This is a genomic window from Cohnella sp. GCM10027633 (assembly GCF_042675445.1).
Taxonomy (GTDB): domain Bacteria; phylum Bacillota; class Bacilli; order Paenibacillales; family Paenibacillaceae; genus Cohnella.
Window position 1 is genome coordinate 181,039 of sequence record NZ_JBHTGV010000007.1, and the last position, 23,662, is coordinate 204,700.

Annotated in this window: 27 protein-coding genes; 16 read left to right on the forward strand and 11 right to left on the reverse strand. The window is 60.0% G+C overall.

From position 1 onward, the window contains the following. The first annotated feature begins 171 nt into the window (after positions 1-171). Positions 172-594 (forward strand): SRPBCC family protein, encoded by a 423-nt coding sequence (locus ACFQZG_RS17485; RefSeq protein ID WP_378154771.1) that lies wholly within the window; start codon positions 172-174, stop codon positions 592-594. 1 nt (position 595) lies between these two features. Then, a complete protein-coding gene (locus ACFQZG_RS17490; protein ID WP_378154773.1) occupies positions 596-934 on the forward strand; it encodes an ArsR/SmtB family transcription factor in 339 nt (112 codons plus the stop codon). Between the two features lie 59 nt (positions 935-993). Here the strand turns inward: ACFQZG_RS17490 and ACFQZG_RS17495 are convergent, their stop codons facing one another. Then, positions 994-1,959, reverse strand: coding sequence for an ABC transporter substrate-binding protein (locus tag ACFQZG_RS17495; protein WP_378154774.1), 966 nt, complete (start codon positions 1,957-1,959; stop codon positions 994-996). Positions 1,960-2,159: 200 nt separating this feature from the next. On the opposite strand from ACFQZG_RS17495, the gene ACFQZG_RS17500 reads away from it, so the two are divergent. The 3 genes from ACFQZG_RS17500 (at position 2,160) to htpX (ending at position 4,313) form a co-directional block, all read left to right on the forward strand. After that, positions 2,160-2,798, forward strand: coding sequence for a TVP38/TMEM64 family protein (locus tag ACFQZG_RS17500; protein WP_378154776.1), 639 nt, complete (start codon positions 2,160-2,162; stop codon positions 2,796-2,798). A gap of 17 nt (positions 2,799-2,815) precedes the next feature. Then, positions 2,816-3,277 carry a hypothetical protein gene (locus ACFQZG_RS17505; RefSeq protein ID WP_378154778.1) on the forward strand — a complete coding sequence of 154 codons (462 nt, stop codon included), beginning with the start codon at positions 2,816-2,818 and terminating at the stop codon, positions 3,275-3,277. Positions 3,278-3,428: 151 nt separating this feature from the next. Beyond that, positions 3,429-4,313, forward strand: a complete 885-nt coding sequence (gene htpX / locus ACFQZG_RS17510; protein WP_378154780.1) for a protease HtpX — start codon at positions 3,429-3,431, stop codon at positions 4,311-4,313. An 80-nt stretch (positions 4,314-4,393) separates the two neighbouring features. Here htpX and ACFQZG_RS17515 read toward each other — a convergent pair whose 3' ends face one another. The 4 genes from ACFQZG_RS17515 to ACFQZG_RS17530 form a co-directional block, all read right to left on the reverse strand. Beyond that, positions 4,394-5,170, reverse strand: a complete 777-nt coding sequence (locus ACFQZG_RS17515; protein ID WP_378154782.1) for an ATP-binding cassette domain-containing protein — start codon at positions 5,168-5,170, stop codon at positions 4,394-4,396. A gap of 18 nt (positions 5,171-5,188) precedes the next feature. Then, on the reverse strand, positions 5,189-5,977 hold the full coding sequence (gene ssuC / locus ACFQZG_RS17520) for an aliphatic sulfonate ABC transporter permease SsuC (protein ID WP_378154784.1): 789 nt from the start codon (positions 5,975-5,977) through the stop codon (positions 5,189-5,191). Next, positions 5,949-7,136, reverse strand: coding sequence for an FMNH2-dependent alkanesulfonate monooxygenase (gene ssuD / locus ACFQZG_RS17525; RefSeq protein WP_378154786.1), 1,188 nt, complete (start codon positions 7,134-7,136; stop codon positions 5,949-5,951). Before ssuD ends, ssuC begins: the two co-directional genes overlap by 29 nt. A gap of 68 nt (positions 7,137-7,204) precedes the next feature. Continuing rightward, positions 7,205-8,230, reverse strand: coding sequence for a sulfonate ABC transporter substrate-binding protein (locus tag ACFQZG_RS17530; protein WP_378154787.1), 1,026 nt, complete (start codon positions 8,228-8,230; stop codon positions 7,205-7,207). Between the two features lie 260 nt (positions 8,231-8,490). Here ACFQZG_RS17530 and ACFQZG_RS17535 point away from each other — a divergent pair, with 260 nt between their 5' ends. The 5 genes from ACFQZG_RS17535 to ACFQZG_RS17555 all read left to right on the forward strand — a co-directional run bounded on the left by ACFQZG_RS17535 (position 8,491) and on the right by ACFQZG_RS17555 (position 11,896). Further along, on the forward strand, positions 8,491-9,693 hold the full coding sequence (locus ACFQZG_RS17535) for a helix-turn-helix domain-containing protein (protein ID WP_378154789.1): 1,203 nt from the start codon (positions 8,491-8,493) through the stop codon (positions 9,691-9,693). Between the two features lie 347 nt (positions 9,694-10,040). Continuing rightward, positions 10,041-10,283 carry a helix-turn-helix domain-containing protein gene (locus tag ACFQZG_RS17540; RefSeq protein WP_378154790.1) on the forward strand — a complete coding sequence of 81 codons (243 nt, stop codon included), beginning with the start codon at positions 10,041-10,043 and terminating at the stop codon, positions 10,281-10,283. Between the two features lie 5 nt (positions 10,284-10,288). Beyond that, the gene (def, locus tag ACFQZG_RS17545; protein ID WP_378154792.1) at positions 10,289-10,804 is read left to right on the forward strand and encodes a peptide deformylase; all 516 of its coding nucleotides are present in this window, start codon (positions 10,289-10,291) and stop codon (positions 10,802-10,804) included. Positions 10,805-10,823: 19 nt separating this feature from the next. Next, positions 10,824-11,030 (forward strand): hypothetical protein, encoded by a 207-nt coding sequence (locus ACFQZG_RS17550; RefSeq protein WP_378154794.1) that lies wholly within the window; start codon positions 10,824-10,826, stop codon positions 11,028-11,030. Between the two features lie 56 nt (positions 11,031-11,086). Next, on the forward strand, positions 11,087-11,896 hold the full coding sequence (locus tag ACFQZG_RS17555; RefSeq protein WP_378154795.1) for a DUF4362 domain-containing protein: 810 nt from the start codon (positions 11,087-11,089) through the stop codon (positions 11,894-11,896). Positions 11,897-11,985: 89 nt separating this feature from the next. Here ACFQZG_RS17555 and ACFQZG_RS17560 read toward each other — a convergent pair whose 3' ends face one another. Continuing rightward, the gene (locus ACFQZG_RS17560; RefSeq protein ID WP_378154797.1) at positions 11,986-12,117 is read right to left on the reverse strand and encodes a DUF4023 family protein; all 132 of its coding nucleotides are present in this window, start codon (positions 12,115-12,117) and stop codon (positions 11,986-11,988) included. A gap of 171 nt (positions 12,118-12,288) precedes the next feature. On the opposite strand from ACFQZG_RS17560, the gene ACFQZG_RS17565 reads away from it, so the two are divergent. Both ACFQZG_RS17565 and ACFQZG_RS17570 read left to right on the forward strand, forming a co-directional pair. After that, positions 12,289-13,431, forward strand: coding sequence for a DUF3900 domain-containing protein (locus ACFQZG_RS17565; RefSeq protein ID WP_378154799.1), 1,143 nt, complete (start codon positions 12,289-12,291; stop codon positions 13,429-13,431). Between the two features lie 128 nt (positions 13,432-13,559). After that, positions 13,560-15,800 carry an alpha/beta hydrolase gene (locus ACFQZG_RS17570; protein ID WP_378154801.1) on the forward strand — a complete coding sequence of 747 codons (2,241 nt, stop codon included), beginning with the start codon at positions 13,560-13,562 and terminating at the stop codon, positions 15,798-15,800. Positions 15,801-15,857: 57 nt separating this feature from the next. On the opposite strand, the gene ACFQZG_RS17575 is transcribed toward ACFQZG_RS17570, so the two are convergent. Beyond that, positions 15,858-16,319 carry a GNAT family N-acetyltransferase gene (locus tag ACFQZG_RS17575; RefSeq protein WP_378154803.1) on the reverse strand — a complete coding sequence of 154 codons (462 nt, stop codon included), beginning with the start codon at positions 16,317-16,319 and terminating at the stop codon, positions 15,858-15,860. Between the two features lie 223 nt (positions 16,320-16,542). On the opposite strand from ACFQZG_RS17575, the gene ACFQZG_RS17580 reads away from it, so the two are divergent. After that, positions 16,543-17,796, forward strand: a complete 1,254-nt coding sequence (locus ACFQZG_RS17580) for an ATP-binding protein (RefSeq protein ID WP_378154805.1) — start codon at positions 16,543-16,545, stop codon at positions 17,794-17,796. Positions 17,797-17,810: 14 nt separating this feature from the next. Here the strand turns inward: ACFQZG_RS17580 and ACFQZG_RS17585 are convergent, their stop codons facing one another. Together ACFQZG_RS17585 and pdxR are read right to left on the reverse strand one after the other, a co-directional pair. After that, positions 17,811-18,725, reverse strand: a complete 915-nt coding sequence (locus tag ACFQZG_RS17585; RefSeq protein WP_378154807.1) for a ketopantoate reductase family protein — start codon at positions 18,723-18,725, stop codon at positions 17,811-17,813. Further along, entirely contained in the window at positions 18,722-20,200 is a 1,479-nt protein-coding gene (gene pdxR, locus ACFQZG_RS17590; protein WP_378154808.1) for a MocR-like pyridoxine biosynthesis transcription factor PdxR, read from the reverse strand. Before pdxR ends, ACFQZG_RS17585 begins: the two co-directional genes overlap by 4 nt. Positions 20,201-20,346: 146 nt before the next feature. Between pdxR and ACFQZG_RS17595 the strand changes: the two genes are divergently transcribed. Continuing rightward, positions 20,347-20,892: a pyridoxamine 5'-phosphate oxidase family protein gene (locus ACFQZG_RS17595; RefSeq protein ID WP_378154810.1), complete on the forward strand. Its 546-nt coding sequence runs from the start codon at positions 20,347-20,349 to the stop codon at positions 20,890-20,892. A gap of 30 nt (positions 20,893-20,922) precedes the next feature. On the opposite strand, the gene ACFQZG_RS17600 is transcribed toward ACFQZG_RS17595, so the two are convergent. Both ACFQZG_RS17600 and ACFQZG_RS17605 read right to left on the reverse strand, forming a co-directional pair. Beyond that, complete coding sequence (locus ACFQZG_RS17600) at positions 20,923-21,504, reverse strand: hypothetical protein (protein WP_378154812.1); 582 nt, start codon at positions 21,502-21,504, stop codon at positions 20,923-20,925. 15 nt (positions 21,505-21,519) lie between these two features. Further along, a complete protein-coding gene (locus ACFQZG_RS17605) occupies positions 21,520-22,053 on the reverse strand; it encodes a hypothetical protein (RefSeq protein ID WP_378154814.1) in 534 nt (177 codons plus the stop codon). Between the two features lie 167 nt (positions 22,054-22,220). Here ACFQZG_RS17605 and ACFQZG_RS17610 point away from each other — a divergent pair, with 167 nt between their 5' ends. Continuing rightward, positions 22,221-22,643 carry a DUF6385 domain-containing protein gene (locus tag ACFQZG_RS17610; protein WP_378154816.1) on the forward strand — a complete coding sequence of 141 codons (423 nt, stop codon included), beginning with the start codon at positions 22,221-22,223 and terminating at the stop codon, positions 22,641-22,643. Positions 22,644-22,767: 124 nt separating this feature from the next. Continuing rightward, positions 22,768-23,646 carry a DUF6385 domain-containing protein gene (locus ACFQZG_RS17615; protein WP_378154818.1) on the forward strand — a complete coding sequence of 293 codons (879 nt, stop codon included), beginning with the start codon at positions 22,768-22,770 and terminating at the stop codon, positions 23,644-23,646. Positions 23,647-23,662 lie beyond the last annotated feature (16 nt).

The following is a 23,662-nucleotide window of genomic DNA, read 5'->3' on the forward strand; positions in this document are numbered from 1 at the left end:
TAACGCGAGCAATAAGCGTCAATTCTAAAGGGGGAAGCCTCTGGCGAATTGACGCTTTTTGCCATGGATCGGCGTGAGCGGAGGTGTTGACATGAAACCAAAAGGTTTCGTATAATGCAAGAAACGAAACCAAAAGGTTTCTTAATATTCGTTCTGTGGAGGAGTTATCGCATGAGCAACGCAACGAAAGCACTGCCCGATATTCGCCAGACGATCGTCCTGAAGGCGCCGATCGGCAAAGTATGGGACGCGGTATCGACCGCGGAAGGAATCGCCGCTTGGTTCATGCCGAGCGACTTCCAACCGGTCGTCGGCCACGAATTCCACCTCGAAGCGGGTCCTTGGGGCAAGTCGCCGTGCAAAGTTACCGTCATCGATCCGCCGAACAAGCTGTCGTTCGAGTGGGGCAAGGACTGGTCGCTGACGTTCGAGCTGGCCGAGGAAGGCGACGCGACGGTATTCACGCTCATCCACTCCGGCTGGTACGAGGACCAGGTGACGGAGTACGGCCAATCGCATGCCGAGGTGCGCGAACGCATGAACGGCGGATGGGTCGGCATCGGCAAGAAGCTCCAAGAGATCGTGGAAGGTTAAGATGGCCGGCGCGACCGAACCGAAGCAAGACGTCTTCCAAGCGATCGCGGATCCGACCCGCCGGAGCTTGCTTCGCTTGCTGGACGAAGGGGAATTGCCGGTAACCGCGCTCAGCGGCCACTTCCCGATGAGTCGGACCGCGGTATCCAAGCATCTGCGCATCCTGCAGAGCGCGGGTCTCGTTCGCGAGAGAAAGGTCGGCAGGGAGACGAGGTATCGTCTGGACGCTGAGCCGCTGCTCGAGCTGAAGCGTTGGCTGGCGTATTACGAACGCTATTGGGACAACCGCTTGAACGCGCTGAAACGGTACGTGGAAGCGGACGGCGAGGCGGAGGAATAACGAACAAGGGACGGTTCCCGCCGGGGGAGCCGTCCCTATTTGTCGCGATAAAGTCGATTTTACTTGATGATCTTCACGAGATCCTCGAGCATCCATTCCATCGCGGCCGTGCTGTAGTCGTTCCAGCGCGCACTCTCGACGATGTACACTTGGTCGTTCTTCACTGCCGGGATGTTCTTCCACGCGGATGCTTTCATCGCATTGATCGTATCGATGTCCGCTTGTCCGTCGACGAGCAGGAACAGCTTGTCGGCATCGGCCACGTAATCCACGACGGCCTCTTCGGAAATTTCCGCGGTAACGGTAACTTTCGCTTCCGCTTCCGTCGGTACGAAGCCGATATCTTTGAACAGTGGAGTGAACACGCCCGTCGCGTGCTGATAAATCTTGTTGGTCCAGAATTGCAGGACGACCGCCTTCTGGCCTTCGAGGTTAAAGGACTTCAATTGCTCCTTCGCGGCCGCGGCTTTCTCGCCGTATTGCGCGAGCCATGCTTGTTCTTCCGCTTCCTTGCCGAGCCAGCCGGCGAGGATGTGCAGATGCTCCAGCGGCAGCAGGCCCCACTTCGTGGCAATCGTCGGCGCGATCTTGCTCAGGCCTTCGAGAACTTCGGGCTTGAAGTAGCTCGGGATGATGATCAGGTCGGGTTTCAGGGCAAGCACTTTCTCCAGGTCCGCTTCGTCTTGGCCGACGTTCTCCACGCCCGCCGTTTTCTCCGCGCCGTACTTGTCCAGATAGTAGCCGATCGTGCCGACAGGCTTGATGCCGAGAGACGCGATCTCGCCGTAGTTGCCGAGGACGACGATGCGCTGCGGGTTCGTCGGAATCTCGACGTCGCGGTCGAGACCGTCCTTGATCGTCTTCGTCGTTGCTTCCGGCGCTGCCGTCGATGCGCTCGGGGAGCTGCCTTCGCTTGCGGATGGGCTTGCCGAATTGCCGTTATTGTTATTGCTGCCGCATGCGGCCGCGAACACCGCGAGCATGGCGGCGAGCAGAACGAGCAGGGTAACTTTCGATTTCTTCAAGGTAGGTCTCTCCTCTGTGTAGGTAGCTTGTGTATGGGGAAATTCGGCGGCTATTTGAGAACGATTATCAATAGCACGGGATTCATTGTAATGGATTGTCGCATAGAATTCAAATACTAAATTCAGGCGATGTGTTATGATCACGTTACCGAAGCAGACTAGCGGTAACGATACGGAAGAAATGGGTTGGGTGCATCGAGATGGCGCTCTCGCAATTGCTTGACGGCTTGACGGAAGAGAACTTGCAACGGCTGCTGGAACAATACCGGGCGCTGGGGCCGCTGCCCGGGATCGCCCTGACGTTCATGAAATCGTTCGTTCCCCCGTTGCCGACGATCGTCATTATCGGCGTGAACGCGACGGTGTACGGACTATGGCTCGGATTCCTCTATTCTTGGATCGGCATCGTGTGCGGATGCCTCGCGACGTTCTGGATCGTGCGCCGCATCGCGGGCCATCCCTATCTTGACCGATGGGCGCGCAAGCCCCGGGTGCAGACGAGCCTGCAGTGGGTGCGGCGGAACGCGTTCGGTTACGTATTCCTGCTCAGCTTGTTCCCCGTGGGCCCGTTCGTCGTTATTAATATGGCGGCGGCAATCGCGCGTATGCGGCCGAGGTCGTTCTTCATCGCGATCGTCTTCGGCAAGGCGATCATGGTCATGGCGGTATCCATCGTCGGGCACGACTTGATGCGGTTCGTCCGGCATCCGGCGGAGCTGCTGTACGTCGTGGCGTTCGTCGGCGTATCGCTATGGATCAGCAAGAGGATCGAGGCCCGCTTCGCGCGGGATGCAAGGCAGGAAGACAGCGTCGCCCCGGCGGGGGCGAACGTCGAATAATACGAAGGCGGTGCCTCATGTTAACCTTTGAACAGAAAATCAACGTATTCGCGTCTTTCCCGGAGCTGGAGCGCAAGGACGTGTCGATGGGGCGCGTGAACTTCCATTATGAAGGCAGCGCGTTCGACAAGAAGCTGATCGGCTTCCATCTCCATCCGAACGGCAACGGCTTCGCGTTCGCGGGCCGGTTGCCCGATATCGAGACGGACGACCGAGGCTACGTGAACGTTCGCGATTACGGCGAGGCCGAGCTCCGCGAGCTGATCGGGCGCTCGATCCGTTCCCTCACGAGAGAGGCGGCTCCCGAGCCGACGGAAGGGCTGGAAGAGACATGGGACGGACCGAACAAGTCGACGCTGACGATTAAATTCGAGGACGACATGTGGTACGTGTTCGCCGGCCTGAACCTGGACGGCGCGTTCGAATCGTACGAGGAGGCGCGCGAGTACTTGATCGAGGAAGGATTTAAGAAACGCTGAACGTCCGAATCCGTATATAGAATTACCTAGAGGCAGCCGATGCATAGGGCCGTCTCTTTTTCACATATAGATAGTCATGATAGAATAGGCTAGTACCTAATATCCGGATTCAACCTGCAATCCAATACTTTGCGCATGGGGAGAGAGTGCAATGAAACGGATTTTCCTCTTTATTCTGACGAACTTGCTCGTCATGGTCACGATCGGCATCATTCTATCGGTATTCAACGTAGGCTCTTACCTGGAATCGGACGGATCGATCAACTTCCAGCAATTGTTGATCTTCAGCGCGATCGTCGGCTTCACCGGCGCCTTCTTCTCGCTCGCGATATCCCGCTGGATGGCGAAGATGATGATGGGCGTGCAAGTGCTCGATCCGAGCAAGAACTTGACCGGCAGCGAGCGCGAGCTCGTCGACATGGTTCACCGCATCGCCCGCGACGCGGGCATGACGCATATGCCCGAGGTCGGCATCTACGAGTCCCGCGAAGTGAACGCGTTCGCGACGGGGCCTTCGAAGAAGCGCTCGCTCGTGGCTCTCTCGACAGGACTTCTCGAAGAGATGGACCGCGACGCGGTTGAAGGAATTATCGCCCACGAAGTGGCGCACATCGTGAACGGAGACATGGTCACGATGACGCTGCTGCAAGGCGTCGTCAATACGTTCGTCGTCTTCCTGTCGCGGATCGCGGCATGGGCCGTATCCCGGTTCGTGAAGGAGGATCTCGCGCCGATCGTCCACTTCATCGCGGTCATCGTGTTCCAGATCGTCTTCTCGATTCTCGGCAGCTTGGTCGTCTTCGCGTACTCCCGCCATCGCGAGTTCCACGCGGACCGCGGCGGCGCGATTCTGGCCGGCAAGGACAAGATGATCCACGCGCTGCAACTGCTGCAGAACTATAAGGATCGCGTCGTGGCGGAGAAGCAATCGTCCGTCGCCACCTTGAAGATCAGCGGCCAAGGCAAGCGTTCGCTGTTCTCGACGCACCCGGATCTCGGCGATCGCATTCGCGCGCTGCGCGAAACGAATCTCTAATCGGCATATCCGGCTGCAAATAAATAGCCCTCGTCTCGCGTTGCCCTTGCGGCAACGGCGGAGACGGGGGCTTTTATCGTTCAGATCGCGTAAGACGTAGGCTTAGACTTCGTCGTGCCGTGCGCGCTCTCGCCGCGCTCGAGAATACGATCGAGGATGAGCTTCTCGAAATGCGCGAAGCCGCTGTCCCGTTCTCTCGGCCGCGCGAGCGTGATCGCGACGTCGAGGGCGATGCGCCCCTCCTCGATGAGCACGACCCGGTCGGCGAGCGCGACCGCTTCGCTTACGTCATGGGTGACGAGCACGGAAGTGAAGCCTTGCTCCTCCCACAAGCTCTCGATCAGCTGCTGCATATCGATGCGCGTCAGCGCGTCGAGCGCGCCGAGCGGCTCGTCGAGCAGCAGCAGCCGCGGCGAGCCCGCGAGCGCCCTGGCGAGCGCCACCCGTTGGCGTTGGCCGCCGGATAATACGCCTGGCCACTCGCGGGCCCGATCCGCCAAGCCGACCTGGTCGAGCGAGGCGAGCGCTTCCGCTTCGCTGCCCGACCGGACGCCGATGCGGACGTTGTCGATCGCCTTCTTCCACGGCAGCAGGCGGGCGTCCTGGAACAGCATCCTCGCGTCTTGCCAGATGCCCCGGATCGGCTCCCCGTCCGCGGACAGCGCGCCTTCCGTCGGCGCGTCCAATCCGGCGATCAAGCGGAGCAGGGTGCTCTTGCCGCAGCCGCTGCGTCCGACGATCGCGACGAATTGTCCCGGCGGAATATCGAGATCGATTCCGTGCAGCACCGTCTTGTCTCCGAATCGCTTGGTCGCGCCTTGGACGCGGACGCCGGCGCCTTCGTTCGCATGTGTCATCTCGCAATGCCTCCTTCGCTATCGATTGGCGCTTCGCGCATAGTTCGGGTTCCAGGACAGCAACCGGTGTTCCAGCCACTTCGCCGCGCTGTCGGACAGCTTGCCCAGCAGCGCGTAGATGATAATCGCGAACACGACGATGTCCAGCCGCATGAACTCCCGCGCGTTCATCGCCATGTAGCCGACGCCCGCGTTGGCCGAGATCGTCTCCGCGACGATCAGCGTCAACCACATGAACCCGAGGGCGTAACGCAGGCCTACGAGAATCGAAGACAACGCGCCCGGCAAGATGACGTGCCGGTAGAACGCGTACCCGCGCAACCCGTACACGCCCGCCATCTCGACGAGCCCCGGATCGATCGAGCGAATGCCGTGCAGCGTATTCATGTAGATCGGGAAGAAGACGCCGAGCGCGACCAGGAAAATCTTGGCCGACTCGTCGATTCCGAACCAGACGATGACGAGCGGAATGAGAGCCAGATGGGGGACGTTCCGCACCATTTGCAGCGTGCTGTCGAGCAAGTGGTTCGCCGTCCGGGACACGCCGTTCAACAAACCGAGCGCGAAGCCCAGGCCGCCGCCGATCGCCAGGCCGATGAACGCCCGGCGAGTGCTGACGCCGATGTGGCGCAGCAATTCCCCGTTCTCGATGACGCGCCAGCCGGCCTCGGCGACCTTGGTCGGCAGCGGAAGCGTGCGCGTCGAGAAGACGCCGAAGTGGCCGAGCAATTGCCAGACGACGATGATGAGTACCGGGATGAAAGCCGGCGCGAATCTGCTATTCAGCAGCTTGTTTAGCATAGGCATGGTCCGATCCCTCCGGTTGGTTGCGGGCGATCGCATCCGGCGGCGTCTGATAGGCGACGATCTCTCCGAACGCCTTCAGCTCGGCTTTGCGCGCGTCCTCTCCGCGCTCCTTCAGAGGCAGCAGCGGGAACAGCAGCTCGGCCGTACGGTACGCCTCCTCCAGATGCGGATAGCCGGATAGTATGAACTTCTCGATGCCGAGCGCCGCGTATTCGCGCAGCCGTTCCGCGACCGTCTCGGCATCGCCGACGAGCGCCGTGCCCGCTCCGCCGCGCACGAGCCCGATGCCCGCCCACAGGTTCGGGGAGATGACGAGCGAAGAGCGATCGCCCTTATGCAGGCTGGACATCCGCTGCTGTCCGACGGAGTCGTAGCGCCCGAGAATGCGCTGCGCTTCGGCGATCGTCTTGTCGTCGAGGCGGCTGATGAGCTTATCCGCCGCCGCCCAGGCTTCCTCTTCGGTCTCGCGGACGATGACGTGCAGCCGGATGCCGAACGTGATCTTGCGTCCCGCTGCTTCCGCCAGCTTGCGGACTTGCGCGATCTTCTCCGCGACTTCCGCCGGCGGCTCGCCCCAGGTTAAGTACACGTCCACGTGATCGGCCGCGATCTGCTGCGCCGGAACGGAAGAACCGCCGAAGAAGATCGGCGGATACGGCTGCTGCAGCGCGGTGTAGATCAGTTGGCTCGCTTCCGTGCGGAGATGGTTTCCGGCGTAAGTGACTTCTTCTCCTTGCATGAGACGGCGCCAGACGGACAGGAATTCGTCCGTCAGCGCGTAGCGGTCTCCGTGGCTCAGGAAGATGCCGTCGCCGGCCAATTCATGCGGATCTCCGCCGGTAACGACGTTGACGAGCAGCCGGCCTTCGGACAGCCGGTCGAAAGTGGCGGCCATCCGGGCCGATGCCGAAGGCGACATCAGGCCCGGACGGACCGCGACGAGGAACTTGAGCCGGCGAGTGGCCGGAATAAGCGAGGAGGCGGCGACCCAAGCGTCTTCGCAGGCTTTGCCCGTCGGCAGCAGCACGCCTTCGTAGCCGAGCTTGTCGGCCGCTTGCGCCACTTGGCGGAGGTAATCGTAGTCGAGCGCCCTCGCGCCTTCCGACGTGCCGAGATAATGACCGTCCCCGTGAAGGGGGATGAACCAGAATAATTCCATGTTGCGCACTCTCCTCGCGATCGTGTAGGGTGCCTATCTAATGTTGCGCGTCTATCGCTATCGGGTAATTACTTAATGACGGCGTCGCTGACTTTAATCGCGTCCGGAATCAATTCGAGCTCGTGGAACGCATCCGCGACTTTCTGTTGCGCTTCGACGATGTCGTCGGTGATCGGCTCGACGCCGAAGCCGCGGTGCGACAACGCCTGCACGAGCGCTTCTTCCTTGAGGCCAAGCTTCTCCGCGAGCGTCTTCGCGAGCTCCGGCTGGTTGTCTTTGGCCCAAGCGTCGGATTCCTTCAACTGCGCGATGATGATGTCGACGGCCGCTTTGTGCTTCGTCGCGAGGTCGCGGGAGGACAAGTAGTACTCGTAGTTGTTGACGAGACCTTCGCCGTCCGCGAGGACGCGAGCCTTCGTATCGAGCTGCGCGGCCGAGTAGAACGGCTCCCAGATGACCCAAGCGTCGACCTTGCCGCCTTCGAACGCCGCTCTCGCGTCGGCCGGAGGGAGGAACACGACTTCGATGTCGCTGTATTTCAAGCCTTCTTTTTCCAGGTATTTCACGAGCAGATAGTGGACGTTGGAGCCTTTGTTGAGCGCGACCTTCTTGCCCTTCAGATCGGCTCCGTTCTTGATCGGCGAATTCTCGGGGACGAGAATCGCTTCGGCTTTCGGGCTGGCCGGCGAGTGGCCGAGGTAGACGAGCGGCGTGCCTGCCGCTTGCGCGAAAATCGGCGGCGATTCGCCGACGTTGCCGAAGTCGATGCTGCCGACGTTAACCGCTTCGAGCAGCTGCGGGCCGCCTGGGAATTCGGTCCAGGAGACTTTGTAGCCGGCTTCCTCCAGCTTCGCTTCGAGCGTGCCGCGCTCCTTCAGAATGTTGACGGAGGCGTACTTCTGGAATCCGATGCGGACGGTGTAGCCGTCGCCGTTCGCGGCAGCGGAGCTTTCGCTCGCAGGTTTGCTTGCGTTAGCGCCGTTGTCGTCGTTGTTCGAACCACAGGCGGACAGCGCCACCAGAGCGACGGATGCGACTAACGCGAATAACCATTTGAACCCTTTTTGTTTGTTGCCGACGATTGCATGACTCATTTTTGTTTCTCCCCAATCCCTTTGATTTTTTTCAATGCTCATAATTCCGATTAATTTAGTGGGTATACTATACAAATAACATCCGAGAGTCGCCGCGTCAATACGAAGAGAACAGATGACGACGTATGAGGAGCAATGAGGAGAACGTCCAGCGGCTGCCAATTATCGATTGAATTATGACGGTAATTCGCATATAGTTAGGTTAATAATTGATAATTCCTATGTTAATAGTGTGAATTGAAGAAACGGAGGGGTAGACGATGCCGAGGTCCCGCGATCTGCTGAGCTTGCAAGAAGCGATGGATTGGCTGGGCGTAAGCCGGGCCACGATCGATAGGTGGCGCAGGCAGAAGCAGCTTCCGTATATTAAGATCGGCAAAGAGGTGCTCGTAGACAGGCACAAGCTCGATGCGTGGGTGCGTCTGCACGGACATGACCCGCATGAAGCCGCACCGGTAGCGGAGGCGGCGCCGTCGTCCCCGAACGTCGTCACCGTCGGCTATCAGAGCGGCGCGGCATTGCTGTGGAGTACCCTCGTCGTCAAGCAGCTCGGCTTGTTCGAGGAAGAGCTGAACGCCGCGCGGCCGAACGGTCGGATACGGGTGCAGTGGGTGAACGCCCCGAACGGGATGGAGCTTGTCGAGGAATTGATCGCGGGCAGAGTGCAGATCGCATCGGTCGGAGACTACCCGATCATCGCGAGCCGCGCGCTGAGCCGAATTCTTCCGCGGTTCGATCCGCTGCTGATCGGCTTCGCTGGCAAGACGCGCGGCGGGAGCGGCATCTCGCTCGTGGCGCCGGCCGGCGGAGGGTACGGTCCGTTGCCGTCGTCGTTGACGGAACGCGGCATATCGACCGTCGCCAACTCCAGCGCGTCCTATCGGCTGAGAGAATGGATGAAGGGCGCCGGCTTGAACGGCGATCCGGTTCACTATCGCAGAATGAGCGATTGCTTGAGCGGGTTGGTCGAAGGGCGCATCGGCGCCGCGATGCTGTGGGAGCCGTATCTGACTTGGGCGCAAACGTTGGGAGCCGGGTATCCTCTCGCGTCGGACGGCGCCGGAGACGATTATTTGACCGGCTTGTTGACCGACGGGGGCTGGGCCGCGCGCCACGAAGACGTCGTGATCGCTTACTTGCGGGCGCATCTGAAGGCGCACGCCTTCATCCGCGCCGAGCCGGACCGGGCAGCCCGGCTCGTGCACGAGGGGAGCGGATTCCCGGTAGAGGTCGTCTATCGCGTGCTCGCGAACATCAGGTGGGATGCTTCAATCTATATGCGCGACTTGCTGACGCTGAAGCGTCTGGGCGAGGGGCAATCGGAGCTGTTGCCGGGCGCGTCGGGGGCCGGCGGGCTGGATAGCGCGAACCGCTATCTGCAGGAAGCGGCTTCCTCGTTGCGGTTGCCTCTGCTCCCGGATTCGGGGCAGGTCGGCGAGTGGTCGCGCGAAGCGATCTATTGAATGGGAGCAGAGACCTCGACATATAAGCGATATTTCATATATAAAATCGGCATACACATTAAAACAATCGATTATAATTGAATTTTCATACAAAAATCGCCACGAAAGTCTTTTTCCTAAAAATGTAGACTATATTTCGAACATAAACTGAATATTACGAATGATTATAGAAAATGTATTTGAAATATCAACTACATTTTCTGTCTGGTGCCGTTCAATCCAGGCTGTTCATGATCCATGATAAATCGACGACCGCGAGCGCGTTGCGATTCTCTTCGCGGCGTGTTATATATTAGGTGTTGCCTAATCTATTAAGGTACTACCTAAAATCGGAGGGGAGACCAAGCATGCTGGAATGGGCGTTGCGCAAGGTGATGGCCGAGCGGGGAATCTGGTCCGGCGCGGCGCTTGCGCGGTTATTGAGAGAGAAGGCGGGATATCGCCTGTCCGCGCCGTCCGTCAGCGCGCTGCTGAACGGCACGCCGAAGCAGATGAAGAGCGATACGTTGGACGCGCTGTGCACGACGTTGGAATGCTCCCCGAACGATCTATGGGTCTATACTTCACCGGAACGGACGAAAGGGGCATAATCATCATGTCGGTACTCGGAATATTGCCGTTCGGCGAATCCGTATTGCGCAAGCGCGCCAGGCCGGTCGAGGAGATCACGCCGAAGATCGCGAAGCTGTTGGACGATATGGCCGAGACGCTATACGCTACGGAAGGGCGCGCGGGATTGGCGGCGCCTCAGGTCGGCATGCTGCGCCAGGTCATCGTCATGGATTGCGGCGACGGGCTGATCGAGCTGATCAATCCCGAGATCGTCGAAGCGAGCGGAGAGCAGGAGGGCACCGAAGCGTGCCTGTCGTTCCCCGGTTATTACGGCTTCGTCAAGCGGGCGCAGAACGTCACCGTCCGCAGCCTGAACAGGCAAGGCGAGACGTTCGAGCTGTCGGGGGAAGGCTTCCTCGCGCGGTGCATCCAGCATGAGGTCGACCATCTGCACGGCAAGCTGTTCATCGACCACGTGCAAGAGCCGTGGCTCTACCAAGAGAAGACGCACCAACGGATCAAGCTGCTCGACGTCATGAAGCTATCGCACCAAAACTAACCGATCGGCGGTGAACGGCATGGATGTTACGGTATTGCTCGTTATCGTACTGGTCGTCATGCTCGCGGGGTTCGTCGCGACGATGATGGTAGGCAAGTCGAAGCGCAACCAAGAAGAGAATCCGGGTTATATGAAGAAGACGGGAATGAAGTGGCTGAGGCTCGGTCTGCTCTACGTGGCCGCCACGGCCGCGATCGTAACCGTCCTCGTAATGGCGGTGAAGTAGCGCAAGCGCAACCTATCGCCTTGTCGCCGCGTCTGTTCTGACGGAGGTGTTCATTGATGCGGACAGTCTTAATACTCGTATTGCTCGCCGCGTTCGTAGCAGGCTGCGGCGACAAGCCGGCGCAACCGGAACCGGGCGCTTCGCCGCCTGTGATCGCGTCGGAGGAGACTCGCAAGGAGAAGACAGGCCCTTTCGAAGCGAAGACGGTCGTCGTGAGCCGCGCGGAACGATTCGGCAAGGTGAACCCGGGACCGCTCGGCGCGCTTACGGAGGCGCAGTCACTGAACATCTTCTCGGACGCGTTCGGCTCGGCGGAGAAGATGGAAGGGATCATGGACGTCGACCTTCCGGAGTACGACGTCGTCTTCGAGGCGGAGAGCGGCGGCCGCGCTTCGTATCATCTGTGGCTCGGCCAACGGGAAGAGAGCGTCGGCATGTATACGACGACGGAGAACACCGGGCAGGGCTACCGATTGACGCAAGAGGCGACGAAGAAGCTGCGGAGCTTGATCTACGCGCTGAACTATTCGCCGGAGCAGGCGGAAGCGAACGGCGACGTCGTGGACGTGCACGGCTCATTGTCGAATTCGGTGCGATTGAAGCAGTTCGCGGACAACGTGAAGAACGGAGTCGCTGACATCGTTCACGTGACGAGGTATTCGGTCGAGGGGGATCCGATCTTCCAAGACGTCAGCTACGACGGGACGTCGCTGCGGTTTACGCTCGACACGACGATGGATGCGTTCGGCTCGCCTAGCAGGGCGTTCACGTTCTGCGAAGGCATAGCGGAGAAGGACGGACAATACGTGCTGACCGGCTGCGATCGCGACGATATCGCGTTCAGCGTGACGCTGCCCGGAAACTAATTCGCTCGATCGCCGCGACGGATTCGCGGGAACGATGAACAGGGGCTGCCGCAATAGGGCAGCCCCTTGCCGTGTTTTTTCGAGGGCGGCTACTTATTCGTGCTGTGCTGCTTCCCGGGAAGCTGGGATCCGGCTTTCTCTCCGCCGTTGCCCCGCTTGCTACGGGCGACTTTCCGTTGATTGTCCTGTAGCTTCTGCACGAATTCATGAGTATCGCTCATCGTGTCGTCCTCCTTGCCCAATGCGGCTACCCATACTGTGTCCAAGTGCGCTCCGCATTATTTTGGCGTCGCCGCAGGAAAAGTCATGACTTGAAACAACCGCGCAAAATCCTTATATTCGCATAGAGAGTTCACATCAGCCGTCAGCGGATCCGGGGAGAAGCCAACGCCATGAAGTTCGCCATTCAATACTTATCGTTCTTCGTTATTCAAGCGGAAGGGGATAGTCCCGACGCGCCCAAGAAGTACAAGCATTACCAGACATTGTCCCACGAGGAGTACCAAGACAGCGCGCTGAAGGACTTCTTGGACAGCGAGTTCAAGCGGATCGCCAAGCGCAAGGCCGAGATCAATCCGATCTCCGAGCAGGTGCCGACGAAGATCGGCAGGTTCATCGTAGAGGCCGGGCACGAGCTGTCCAGCAATCCGAACTACAACTTGTTCCAACGGTTGCGCACGGCGACCGACAAGCGGTCGTTCCACGACGGCGGCGACGATCTGCTGCGCATCTACATGGACACGAACGCGGTGCGCGGGGGCGCCTTCGTCTTGGCGCTCGCCAAGCTGAACGAATTGTTCGACGAACCGTTCCTGTTCCTGCTCAAGTGCGACTTCGAATCGAAGATCGCGCGCATCTCCGACGAGCAGAGCTTGATCGCCCGCGTGGAGATGGCCATTAACGCGCGCAACATCAAGTCGATCCAATATCCGCATATGCCCGAGGAAGGCATGCTCGAGGAGTGGGAGCTCAAAATCCACCAAGCCTCGCACGCCCGCTACTTCGAGGATTTCCTGAAGTACGTATCGTACGAGAAGTCGAAGCCCGAGATCGTCAACGAGCAAGTGATGGGCATGGTGCAGGAGTACATGGCGACGAAGTGGGACATCCCGTTCGACGAAGCCTCGTTCGCCGAGACGCCGCCGGACGAGTCGTATCCGCACGCGCACCGTCATCCGGAGGAGTTGGTCCAGGAGAAGCAACAGTTCGACGTCTGGGCGGCCTCCGAGAAGCGCGAGCTGCAGGAAAAGTGGTCCCACGATCACGTTCTAGAAGCGACTTCGCGAATCGTGGAGCTGCAGCCCGAGCTGGAGTTGAAGTTCAAGCTAGACGACGTCTCGGTCCGGGCCCAGATGGCCGACTACGGCGAACGCATTCATGTCGCTCGCTTGAACGGCCGTTACGTGGTGCTCATCGAAGGGGACTCGTTCCAGTTCGATAAGGGCGTATCGCCGCTCGAGCTGCTGCAGCCGGAGGAGCTGACGGACGTGCTGCGGCGCTTGCAGGGGCGTGCCCGATACGATGCCGACGAATAATGGGCGCGACGTCAATCCTGCCCTTCGCTTCAAGACATTGGAGCAGGTGCGCGCGGCATAAACCGTATATAATCGAAGGATAGAAGAAGAGATGCGGTGCTCGATCGATATGACAAGGAGGTGTCGAGATGCAAACGGAAGCAGAAGCGCAAACGGTTCAATCTTCGCAACCCGCGTCGGCCATTCCGCGTCGCGGGCGTCGGCTCGCGCCGTGGCTGAAGCGGCGGCTCTCCGGCTTGTTCGCGCTCGACACCCGCAGATGGCGCTCCGCGATCGTCGCCATGTGGCTCCTCGATTGCGCGGCGATCGCCTTCTGCGCGCTCGGCATGCCGACGGGGCTCGGCACGACGTTCGACGTCGCGACGGCGTTGTCGCTTAACACGATCGCGCTGCCGATCGCTTCCTTGGCGGTCGCCGCGCTGATCGCACTTATCGGGCTGCGCATACCTAGAGCGACGGCCGGCGGTGCGGTCTATACCGGAGCGCTTCTCTACTTCGCGTTGTATTTCACGGACTTCGGCATCTTCGGCGCGATCGTCTACGCGGCGGCATTCACGCTGGCGGCCGGCGCGATCGGAATCGCTCTGGAAACGGCGTTCAGACCGCGAAGGACCGGCCTGCGGATCGGCGTCGCCGCGGTCGCGGCTTCGCTGCTCGCTTGGGCCTTATGGCCAGCGGCCGATACCGGCGAAGGAGCATGGCAGGCAAGCGGCGAAGTTCAAGCGCTGGCGTCCGGCGTGCCGGATGCTTCTCGGCCGGGGGGCTATGAGGTCGAAGCGTTCACATACGGCAGCGGCGAAGATGCGCGCCGCTCCGAATTCGGCAAGGACGCGGACATCCGGTCGGAGTCCGCCGACGCCGGCATCTATGACGCCGGAGACTGGCCGTGGCTGCGCGAGAAGTTCTGGGGGTTCGACGTGAGAGAGGAGACGGGGATGCCGCTTAACGGCCGCGTATGGATGCCTGCCGGCGAAGGGCCGTTTCCGCTCGTTCTCATGGTGCACGGCAACCACCTGATGGAGGACTTCTCCGACGAAGGCTACGCCTATCTAGGCGAGCTGCTGGCAAGCAGGGGCATGATCGCCGTGTCCGTGGACGAGAACTTCCTGAATTACTCCGCGTGGTCCGGCATTCCCGATCAGGACATGAAGCTGCGCGCGCGGATGCTCCTGCAGCATATCGGTCAGTTGCAACGATTTAATGCGGATGCGAACAACCGATTGTATAACCGAATCGATATGGGGCAAGTGGCATTGTTGGGACATTCCCGTGGCGGGCAGGCGGTCGCGATGGCCGCCGACCCCGAGCAGTGGTTCTCCGAAGACGAATCGCTTCCGGATCGGTCGAGTTATCGGATCCGGGGAGTCGTCGCGATCGCGCCGACGGATACGTACGTCGACGGCAAGCAAGCGCGGCTGCGCGATATCTCGTATTTAACGCTGCAAGGCGCGAAAGATTCGGATCTCGTTAACTTCTACGGGGATCGCCAATACGCGCGTACGGACATCGGCCGGGGATCGGATGCGTTCAAGGCTTCCCTGTACATCGCCGGGGCGAATCACAGCCAGTTCAATACCGCTTGGGGGCAATTCGACAACTCCTATCCGGGAAGGTTATTCGTCCGCCCGACCGGGAAGCTGTCGCCGGAGGCGCAGCGGCAGGTCGCGAAGCTATACGTCTCCGCCTTCTTGGAGACGGTGTTTCGCGGCGACGATCAATATCGGTCGTTATTCCGCGATTACCGGACCGGGTTGAATCGACTTCCCGACACCGAATACTTCAATCAATATCAAGACGGCGAGTTTCGGCTGCTGACGGACTTCGAGGGCGACGATCGCGCGCGGCCGGCGACGGGAGTTGCGGCGGAAGCGACCGATATGCAGGAATGGCGGCACGAGGAAGCGAAGAATCGTCAACGGGAAGACAAAGGCAATCAAGGGCTGTTGCTGACATGGGACCGAACGGCCGAATACGCCTTGCGCGTTGCCGGAGACGGCGTGGCGACCGACGAGGATTCGATCTTAACGTTCTCTATCGCCGATCTGTCGGATGCGCCGGACGGCCTTCGCATTCAAGCGGAGGTGAAAGACCGAGCGGGCGTGGCCGTACGGTTGCCGCTGTCGCGATTCATGGACGTGCAGCCGCCTCCGAAGACGGACTTCACCTGGCTGCCGGGAATGGAATCGGTCTTCTCGGAGGGCAAGTACAAGCACGAATCGGAGGCCGTCTATCAGACGGTCGAACTGCCGCTTCGCGAATTCGAAGACGAGGATCCTGATTTTACGTCGTCGGAATGGGCGGAGCTGAGGCTGATCTTCGAAGATCGGCCGGGAATCGCAATGATCGATAACGTAGGCATCATTCCATGAATCTCGCAGACATACGGAAGGCCGCCATGCGCAGGAGCGCGGGCGGCCTTCTTCGTCTTAAGCGAGCGACTTCTCGAACACGACGACGTTGAAGCCGTCGACGACCGTCGGGCCGACCTCCAGGTATCCGCTGTTCTTGAACAAGGTATGCGCGCCGTGCTGATTGTGCAGCGCGTCGAGATAGATGTGGCGGAAGCCGAGCTCCTGCGCGCGGTGTTCCAACTGCGACAGCATCAGCTTGCCGTAGCCTTTCTTCTGATGGTCCGGATGAATGCGCAGCCGCTTGATCTCGGCTTTCGTCTCGTCCAGCTTCTTCAATCCGCCCATCGCGATCACTTGTCCGCGCTGCCCCGTCCCGACGAGGAATTCTCCTCCGCTTCGCAAGTATTGTTCTTCTATGTGGAAAATATCGTGATAATGCTGGTGCGTAGGCTCGACTCCCGCTTCGGAAACGACGAGCAAATGTACCCGCCATACGTGATCGTGATCGTCCGTGGAATATTGTCTAATTAATATCATGGCTTCCGCTTCCCTTCTATGTATTATGTTATATAAAGTAACATAGAACTCGATATAATACAACACATTGCCGATATAACCTAACATAAATATACGATAAAGAGATAGGTTATCGGTAAATGGTAAGCGAAATGTAAATTTTACCCGAATAGTAGAGGGGATTCGCAAACGGTGTCGTATATATTCAATAAAACGCGATCGCGCTCTCAAGCGGAGGAACGATATGTCGCTAGATACCGTGCTATTACATGTACTCATTGTCCTCTCTCCTACGCTTATCGCAAGTCTCATCTACGATAAGTCGGCGATCGGCGGGTCGCCCTATTTCGTCGGCACGCTGAACGGCATCGCCGCCGTACTCTGTGTCATATATCCCTACATGACGTATGGGATGCATTGGGATTTGCGGTTCCTGCCGTTCATCGTCGCTTGCTTGTACGGAGGACCGTATGCCGGGGGACTCGTATGGGCGGCAATCGCGGGCGCTCGCGCGGTCCAGGGGACGGAAGGGCTGGCGTTCGATCTGGGGGTCGGCGTCCTGATCGCCGTCTTGCCCCTCGCGATGTGCTACGTGATTCGGAATCGGCGGGATTACATGCTGAGGCTGAAGGCGATCGTGATCATCGGCTTATGGGTGGGCATCGTCAAGCTCTTCGCCATGTATCTGTATTATCGCATCGAAGGCGTTGCGGGCGTGTCGTTGCACGACGAGCCGCGCAAGCTGATCGTCACTTCGCTGATCTACGGCGTCGTCTTCAGCGTCGTCTTCCTGATGAACGAGGGCATGATCGAACGGCGGAGAATGAAGCTGGAGATCGCGCGCTCGGAGAAGCTGAACGCGCTCGGGGAGATCGCGGCTTCGATCGCTCACGAAATTCGCAATCCGCTGACCGTGGTGAAGGGGTTTCTACAGCTGATGAAGCAGCGGGAGACGGGGAAGTCGAGCCAATACTTGCCGCTTATCCTCGCGGAGCTCGCGCGGGCGGAGACGATTCTGAACGAATATCTCAGCTATGCGAAGCCGCACTTGGCGACGACCGAGCGGGTGCAGGTAGCCTCGATCGTCGAGAACATCGTCGTGCTTCTCGAGCCATTGTCGATTATCCAAGGCGTGCAGTTGGAGAGCAGGCTCTCGGTGAATCCCGCCGTAAGCGGCGATCGGAACCAGCTTCAGCAGGCGCTGCTCAACATTACGAAGAACGGCATCGAGGCGACGCCTGCTGGAGGCAAGGTTACGTTGCAGCTGACGAACGACAACGAATGGGCTTACATCAAGATTACGGACACGGGCAGGGGGATGAGCAAGGAGCATCTCGATCGACTCGGTACGCTGTTCTACTCTACGAAAGACAAAGGAACGGGGCTCGGGATGACGGTATCGTGGCAAATCGTTCGCAACATGAACGGAACGATTCATTACGAGAGCAAGCTGAACGTAGGCACGGAGGCGTTGATCAAGCTACCGATCGCCAAATAAAAACAAGCGCGGCGTCAGCCGCGCTTGTTCTCGTAGATCGCAAGCCGTTGATGGACGGCCGTAAGCAGCGGCGCGGATACGCCGGCATCTCGGGCTAGCTTGAGCAAATAACCATGCAGATGAGCGGCTTCCGTCGGGAGGCCGTTCCGCATGTCTCGCAGCATCGAAGAGGTGCTGCCAGGCGACAGTCCCGCGACGATCTTCGCGTTGCGTTCCGCAATCCCGTCCGGCAGCATTCCTCCGGAAGCGCGGATAATATCGGCGATCTCGGCGAACAGCCTCCGGAACGATTCGATTCCGCCCGGTACGTCCATGATTTCCCCTACGGTCGCTTGGAAGAGCGACGTTAAGCCGGATAAGCCGCCGATGAACGAATATTTCTCCCACAGCGCCTTGCGGATGTCGCGGCTCTCCGTCAGAACCCGGGCGGCGGAGAGGTCCTGCTTGATCGATTCGTACAAGCCGTCGGGCACGTTCTCGAAGCTGCCATAGACGAACGAGTACGGGGCGCTCATATGGACGATCGTTCCCGAAGCGTCCAGCGTCGCTTCGATCCGGGCGACGCCGCCGAGCAGCGGCTGTCCGGGATAAGCTTCCGCGATATCGCGCATATGCTTGAAGCCGTTCAGGAACGGCAGCAGCGCAGTCGACTCGTGCGCGTACGGCTTGATCTGCGCCAGCGCGGCCGTTAAGCCGTAAGCTTTGCTCGCGATCACGACGAGATCGAACGGACCGCCCGCTTCTCCCGCGACGAGCAGCTTCGGCCGTCCCGCGTAGTCTCCCGTCGGACTGTTCACGACGAGGCCGCCGGCTTCCAATTGCGCCCGTCTTCCTTCGCGAACGAGCAACGTGACGTCCAATCCGTCCTCCAGCATGCGGGCCGCGATGAATCCTCCGATGGCGCCCGCGCCTACGATTAATATCTTCATGTCGTTCCTCTCTTCTCCGCGTTGCCGATTGTCTCCCCATCATAGCCCGGGAACCATGCCTTTGCCAATCTTCGGACGGCGTCGTCGATCTTATTCTCGTTCAGGCCGCCGAAGCCGAGCATGATGCGAGCCGGCGGACAGTGCTCCGGATTCTGCCACTGGATGGCCGGGGAATAGACGCGCACGCCTTCCGCCAGCGCAAGGTCGATCAGCTCCCCGCCGGACAAGTCCGTCTTCACGTCGATGAGCAGGTGCAGTCCGGCTTTCTGCCCGATGACGTCGATTCGGTCGCCGAAGCGCCGTTGCAGGGCGCTCAGCAGCGCCCGATGCTTCGTCTGGTACAGTCGCTTCATCCGCCGGACGTGACGGCCGAAATGGCCCTCGCGCATGAACCGCAGCGTCGCCCGTTGGATGAGCGGGGATGCGGACTGGCTGTACGATCGCAGCTTCTCCCGGATCGAGCCGGCGATCGACTCCGGCAGCACGACGTAGCTCAGCCTCGCCGCCGGGAGGAACGACTTGGACAGCGTGCCGAGATAGATGACCCGATCTCGGCGATCGAGCGCCTTCAGAGCCGGAATCGGTTGCCCGACGTATCGGTATTCGCTGTCGTAATCGTCCTCGACGATGAAGGCGTCGTTGTCGTTCGCCCACTGCAGCAGCCTGTTGCGCCGTTGAACGGGCATGATCATGCCGAGGGGAAATTGATGGGACGGGGTAACGTAGACCGCCGCCGCGCTCGCTTCGGCCAGCTTCTCCACTTGAAGGCCGTCTTCGTCGAGCGGAATCGGCGCGATCTCGCATCCATGGCCGAGGAAAGCCGTCCGGACGCCGGAATACCCCGGATTCTCCATGGCGATGCGCGCATTGCGAAGCGGAACGAGCTGACATAGCATGCCGATGGCTTGCTGCGTGCCCGCGCAAATGACGATCTGCTCCGCGGCGCATGGGACGCCGCGCGATTGGAAGAGATAGGCGGCGAGCTCGGAGCGAAGCTCCTCGTCGCCTTGCGGGTGTCCGTAATCGAGCGCCAATCGCGGGTTCGCTTCGTCCAACACGGCCTGCAAGCACTTCTTCCACGCGGCCATCGGGAACCGCTCCGTCTCGACGTCTCCGTAACGGAAGTCGTACTCGTACGCGACCTCGACGGCGCGCTTGGACGAACGCGGGGACTGCGGCGCGGCACCGACTGGCTCGACGGTCGCAGCGGCGCCGCCGACGGGTTCCTCGATCGCCAGCGTATAGAGGCCGCTGCGGCTTCTGCTCTCCGCGTAGCCTTCGGCGATGAGCTGCTGGTAAGACGTCTCTACCGTGTTCTTGCTCACCTTCAAGTGCGCGGCCAGCGTGCGGATCGCCGGCAGCTTCGCGCCGGCGGGAATGGTCCCTGCTTCGATCTCGCTCCGGATATAGCCATAGAGCTGAAGGTACAACGGAATGGCGCCGTGCGCATCGAGCGGCGGGGATAACGCGATCATCGGAATTCCTCGATTCGATATTTTCAGAGGTGAATCAGCGGTTGACCCCTACAAAACGAACGATTCTGTCACTTCATTAGGGGTCAGTCTGCATATACACTGATTCTATCACAACGAGTCGGTTATAGCGAAAGGGGTTCGGTCGTATGTTCACGGTAAGGTTATCGAAGAGGGAATGCACGGACAAGGAGAAGATCGAGCGGTTCCTGGAGCAGGCGCAGGTCGGCTACCTGGGCATGGCCGCGGGAGGCATGCCGTACGTCGTGCCGATGAACTACGCATGGTTGAACGGGGCGATCTACGTGCACGGCGCGGAGGAAGGGAAGCGGGCCCATTGCTTGCGGGAGAACGACCAAGTGTGCTTCGCGATCAGCGAGCATTACGGCACGCTGACTTCGCCGGTGCCCGCGCATACGGATACGGCGTATATGAGCGTCGTTATGTACGGCACCGCGTCTTTCCTGACGGATTGGGACGAGGCGACGGCCGCGATGCAACGCATGCTGGACAAATACGTTCCCGGATTCTACGAGCAGCCGCTCGCCCGCGGCCATGTCGAGAAGTACAGGTCTTCGTTGGGAGGCAAGACGGCGATCATCAAGATCGTCCCGAGCGAGATGACGGCCAAGGAGAACGCGCCGGCGGAGGATAGGCTCTTCCGCCCCGGGGTTAAGCTGTGCCAACAGGCGTAACCGAAGAAGGGCCGGGGAGCCGGAGTCGGCTTATCCCTCCCACCAGACCATGTTCGCGGTACAACTGAGTACGCCGAGCACGGTCAAGGCCGCGCTGACGGTGACGGTAATCGCTTGGTTCGGGGGGACGACGATCGCGCCGGTCAGTTGCGCTTCGAAGGGGCCGGGCGAGAGAGGCATGGCCATGAAGGGGGTTCCGCCGCTGGACGCGGACACGGAGGAGCGGGCGGTCATAACGCTCGTCGTCGCGCTCGCGAAATTGCCGTTCACGGGCGTTAGAGTGGATGGCGACGTCAGCGTGCCGCCCTTAACGAACGTGACCGTGCCGTTGAAGCTGGACAGCAGGCTGAGCGAGACGCCCGTCCCGCCGGCGATTCTGGACAAGTACAGCGTCCTGCCGCTGCCGTTCGGATTGGACAGCTGCAGCGTAATGACGACGGAGCCGCCGAGCACGCCCAACGACTGCGAGTTGGTCGCCGTCGTCATGAATTCGCGTCCGGAAGAAGCCGCGTCGGCGTCGGGTGGAGCGACCGTTCCAGGCGACTGGTACGTATTGATCTGCCGATTGAATACCGGCTGGTTCTTATAATCGAATACCGCATCGTTAGGCATCTCATTATCCCTCCGTTAATATTCCCACCACGTAATGATCGCGGAAGAAGTAGACGCGGTCGTCCCGAGCGTGACCGTCAGCGTCTGGTTAGGGGGCACGACGAGTCCTCCCGCGAACTGCAACTGGTACATGCCCGCCGTGAGCGGCACGCTGGCGATGTTCGTCGGCGTGCCGCCCAGCGTGCCGGTGTTCTGCCTCGTCGTCGCGATGCTGGCGTTTGCGCTGCCGAAATTGGCGTTCTGCGGCGTCGGGGTCGTACCTCCCGTAATCGTTCCTCCCTTGAACGCATTAAGCGTGACGGCCGCCGTAACGCCTCCCATGATCGAAGAGACGTAGACGGTTTTGCCGCTGCCGTTCGGATTGGCGATTTGGAGCAATAAGCTGGAGCCTCCGCCGACGGCGACGCTGCCGGAAGACAGAATGTACAGCTGGCCGGATTTGGCTGCGTCGCTCTCCGGGGAGCCTTCGATTGCGGGAACGAGATACGTATTCGTCGATTGGGTGTACAAGGGGTTGTTCGAGGCGTTGAAAATCGCGTAATTGGACATGTCGGTCCCTCCTCCGTAGCGGCCGGCGATGCGCCGTGACTAACAGTGTATGTGCGTTGAGCCGCCCTAGGTTGTACCGATATCCACTGCGCGGGCCAAAAGGGGCGCCTGCCGTTTCGCCGCGCGGCTCGCGGACATAGAGTATGGGAGAATCAGGGGGTGGAGCGGTGGCGCATAGAGCAGCTTGCGGTCGTCCGAAAAGGAAACGGTCGAACCGTGGACACGCGGCAGGCCGGCGATGCCTTCGCCATCGGGCAATGCCTTGCCGGCGCGGATTCACGCACCGAAGAGCGCCGAATATTCCGGTTGCCTCCGATCCCGTCTATATGCCCGCCGTGGACACGTCATGCCAGTCGATGTACTCGTTCGGCATCGTGAACAAAGGCGGACATCCCGTCGTCGCGCAACTGGAGATCAGTCCCGACAACGAACATTTCGCGGACGATGCGAAGGAGATCGTCGCGGGAGGCCGGACGGCCGCGCTCGTTCCGATTCGATATTTGCGCTATACAAGAGTATCCGTACGAGCATTGAATCCGGGCGAGGATTCCGTCGTGGACGTCCATTATCAGGCGCTCTGCACGGGGTAGTTCGAGCCCGACGAAGTTATTTTTCATTGAGGGTGAGGTAGTTCGAGCCCGACGAAGAAATAATTTATCGAGGGTGAGGTAGTTCGAGCCCGACGAAGACATTATTAATCGAGGAGGATGATCGGTGCCCAACTTTACGACATTCAATACGGACCCGGACCAGTTGCGCACGCTGATTTTCGGACAAGACAGTACCGGTACGGCCCGCGCGGTCAGAACCGATACGAGCGGCAACGTGCTCGCGGTCATCATGGACGGCACGATCAGCAATATTAGCGTGACCGGGGCTACGATTACCGCAGGTACGATCACGAACATTCTGAACGGTACGATTACGACCTTGCTGGACGGCACGCTCACGAACGTGATGGGCGCGACGATCACGGCGGGCACGCTGACGAACTTGCTGAACGGTACGATTACGAGCGTCATGGGCGCGACGATCACGGCGGGCACGTTGACGAACCTGTTGAACGGTACGATCACGAGCGTGATGGGCGCGACGATCACGGCGGGCACGCTGACGAACTTGCTGAACGGTACGATCACGAGCGTGATGGGTGCGACGATAACGGCCGGTACGCTGACGAACCTGCTGAACGGTACGATTACGAGCGTGATGGGAGCAACGATAACGGCGGGTACGTTGAGCAGCGTGACGTCGATCTCGCAGAAGAGCTTCGTGGAGATTCCGACGGCCGACGTCGTGACGGCGGATGCGTTCACCGCCATTACGCCGGTTACGACGAGCGTGCTCGGCGTGTATTCTTATTTCATCTATAACCAAGGGCCGGGCGCGAACAAGGTGGACGCCCGGGTCGAGATCAGCGCCGACGGCACGAACTGGTACGTCGACGTCGATACCGTGACGGGCATCGCGGTCGGGTCGGTAGACGTACTCGTGCCGCATCGCTTCCTGAAGTTCACGCGGCTTGCATACCGGTCCAGCTCGGCAGGCAACCCGACGACGATCGACGTCTATTTCAACGGACAAGGAACGTAGGCGAGCCTAAATTCAT

Excerpts from the sequence above, each read along its gene's own strand:
- ACFQZG_RS17485 (WP_378154771.1), top strand. The coding sequence starts at position 172 with ATGAGCAACGCAACGAAAGCACTGCCCGATATTCGCCAGACGATCGTC.
- ACFQZG_RS17570 (WP_378154801.1), top strand. The coding sequence starts at position 13,560 with ATGCAAACGGAAGCAGAAGCGCAAACGGTTCAATCTTCGCAACCCGCG.
- ACFQZG_RS17500 (WP_378154776.1), top strand. The coding sequence starts at position 2,160 with ATGGCGCTCTCGCAATTGCTTGACGGCTTGACGGAAGAGAACTTGCAA.
- ACFQZG_RS17535 (WP_378154789.1), top strand. The coding sequence starts at position 8,491 with ATGCCGAGGTCCCGCGATCTGCTGAGCTTGCAAGAAGCGATGGATTGG.
- ACFQZG_RS17580 (WP_378154805.1), top strand. The coding sequence starts at position 16,543 with ATGTCGCTAGATACCGTGCTATTACATGTACTCATTGTCCTCTCTCCT.
- ACFQZG_RS17605 (WP_378154814.1), bottom strand. The coding sequence starts at position 22,053 with ATGTCCAATTACGCGATTTTCAACGCCTCGAACAACCCCTTGTACACC.
- ACFQZG_RS17565 (WP_378154799.1), top strand. The coding sequence starts at position 12,289 with ATGAAGTTCGCCATTCAATACTTATCGTTCTTCGTTATTCAAGCGGAA.
- pdxR (WP_378154808.1), bottom strand. The coding sequence starts at position 20,200 with ATGATCGCGTTATCCCCGCCGCTCGATGCGCACGGCGCCATTCCGTTG.
- ACFQZG_RS17555 (WP_378154795.1), top strand. The coding sequence starts at position 11,087 with ATGCGGACAGTCTTAATACTCGTATTGCTCGCCGCGTTCGTAGCAGGC.
- ssuC (WP_378154784.1), bottom strand. The coding sequence starts at position 5,977 with ATGCCTATGCTAAACAAGCTGCTGAATAGCAGATTCGCGCCGGCTTTC.
- def (WP_378154792.1), top strand. The coding sequence starts at position 10,289 with ATGTCGGTACTCGGAATATTGCCGTTCGGCGAATCCGTATTGCGCAAG.
- ACFQZG_RS17595 (WP_378154810.1), top strand. The coding sequence starts at position 20,347 with ATGTTCACGGTAAGGTTATCGAAGAGGGAATGCACGGACAAGGAGAAG.
- ACFQZG_RS17550 (WP_378154794.1), top strand. The coding sequence starts at position 10,824 with ATGGATGTTACGGTATTGCTCGTTATCGTACTGGTCGTCATGCTCGCG.
- ACFQZG_RS17575 (WP_378154803.1), bottom strand. The coding sequence starts at position 16,319 with ATGATATTAATTAGACAATATTCCACGGACGATCACGATCACGTATGG.
- ACFQZG_RS17540 (WP_378154790.1), top strand. The coding sequence starts at position 10,041 with ATGCTGGAATGGGCGTTGCGCAAGGTGATGGCCGAGCGGGGAATCTGG.
- ACFQZG_RS17600 (WP_378154812.1), bottom strand. The coding sequence starts at position 21,504 with ATGCCTAACGATGCGGTATTCGATTATAAGAACCAGCCGGTATTCAAT.
- htpX (WP_378154780.1), top strand. The coding sequence starts at position 3,429 with ATGAAACGGATTTTCCTCTTTATTCTGACGAACTTGCTCGTCATGGTC.
- ACFQZG_RS17505 (WP_378154778.1), top strand. The coding sequence starts at position 2,816 with ATGTTAACCTTTGAACAGAAAATCAACGTATTCGCGTCTTTCCCGGAG.
- ACFQZG_RS17515 (WP_378154782.1), bottom strand. The coding sequence starts at position 5,170 with ATGACACATGCGAACGAAGGCGCCGGCGTCCGCGTCCAAGGCGCGACC.
- ssuD (WP_378154786.1), bottom strand. The coding sequence starts at position 7,136 with ATGGAATTATTCTGGTTCATCCCCCTTCACGGGGACGGTCATTATCTC.
- ACFQZG_RS17490 (WP_378154773.1), top strand. The coding sequence starts at position 596 with ATGGCCGGCGCGACCGAACCGAAGCAAGACGTCTTCCAAGCGATCGCG.
- ACFQZG_RS17530 (WP_378154787.1), bottom strand. The coding sequence starts at position 8,230 with ATGAGTCATGCAATCGTCGGCAACAAACAAAAAGGGTTCAAATGGTTA.
- ACFQZG_RS17585 (WP_378154807.1), bottom strand. The coding sequence starts at position 18,725 with ATGAAGATATTAATCGTAGGCGCGGGCGCCATCGGAGGATTCATCGCG.
- ACFQZG_RS17560 (WP_378154797.1), bottom strand. The coding sequence starts at position 12,117 with ATGAGCGATACTCATGAATTCGTGCAGAAGCTACAGGACAATCAACGG.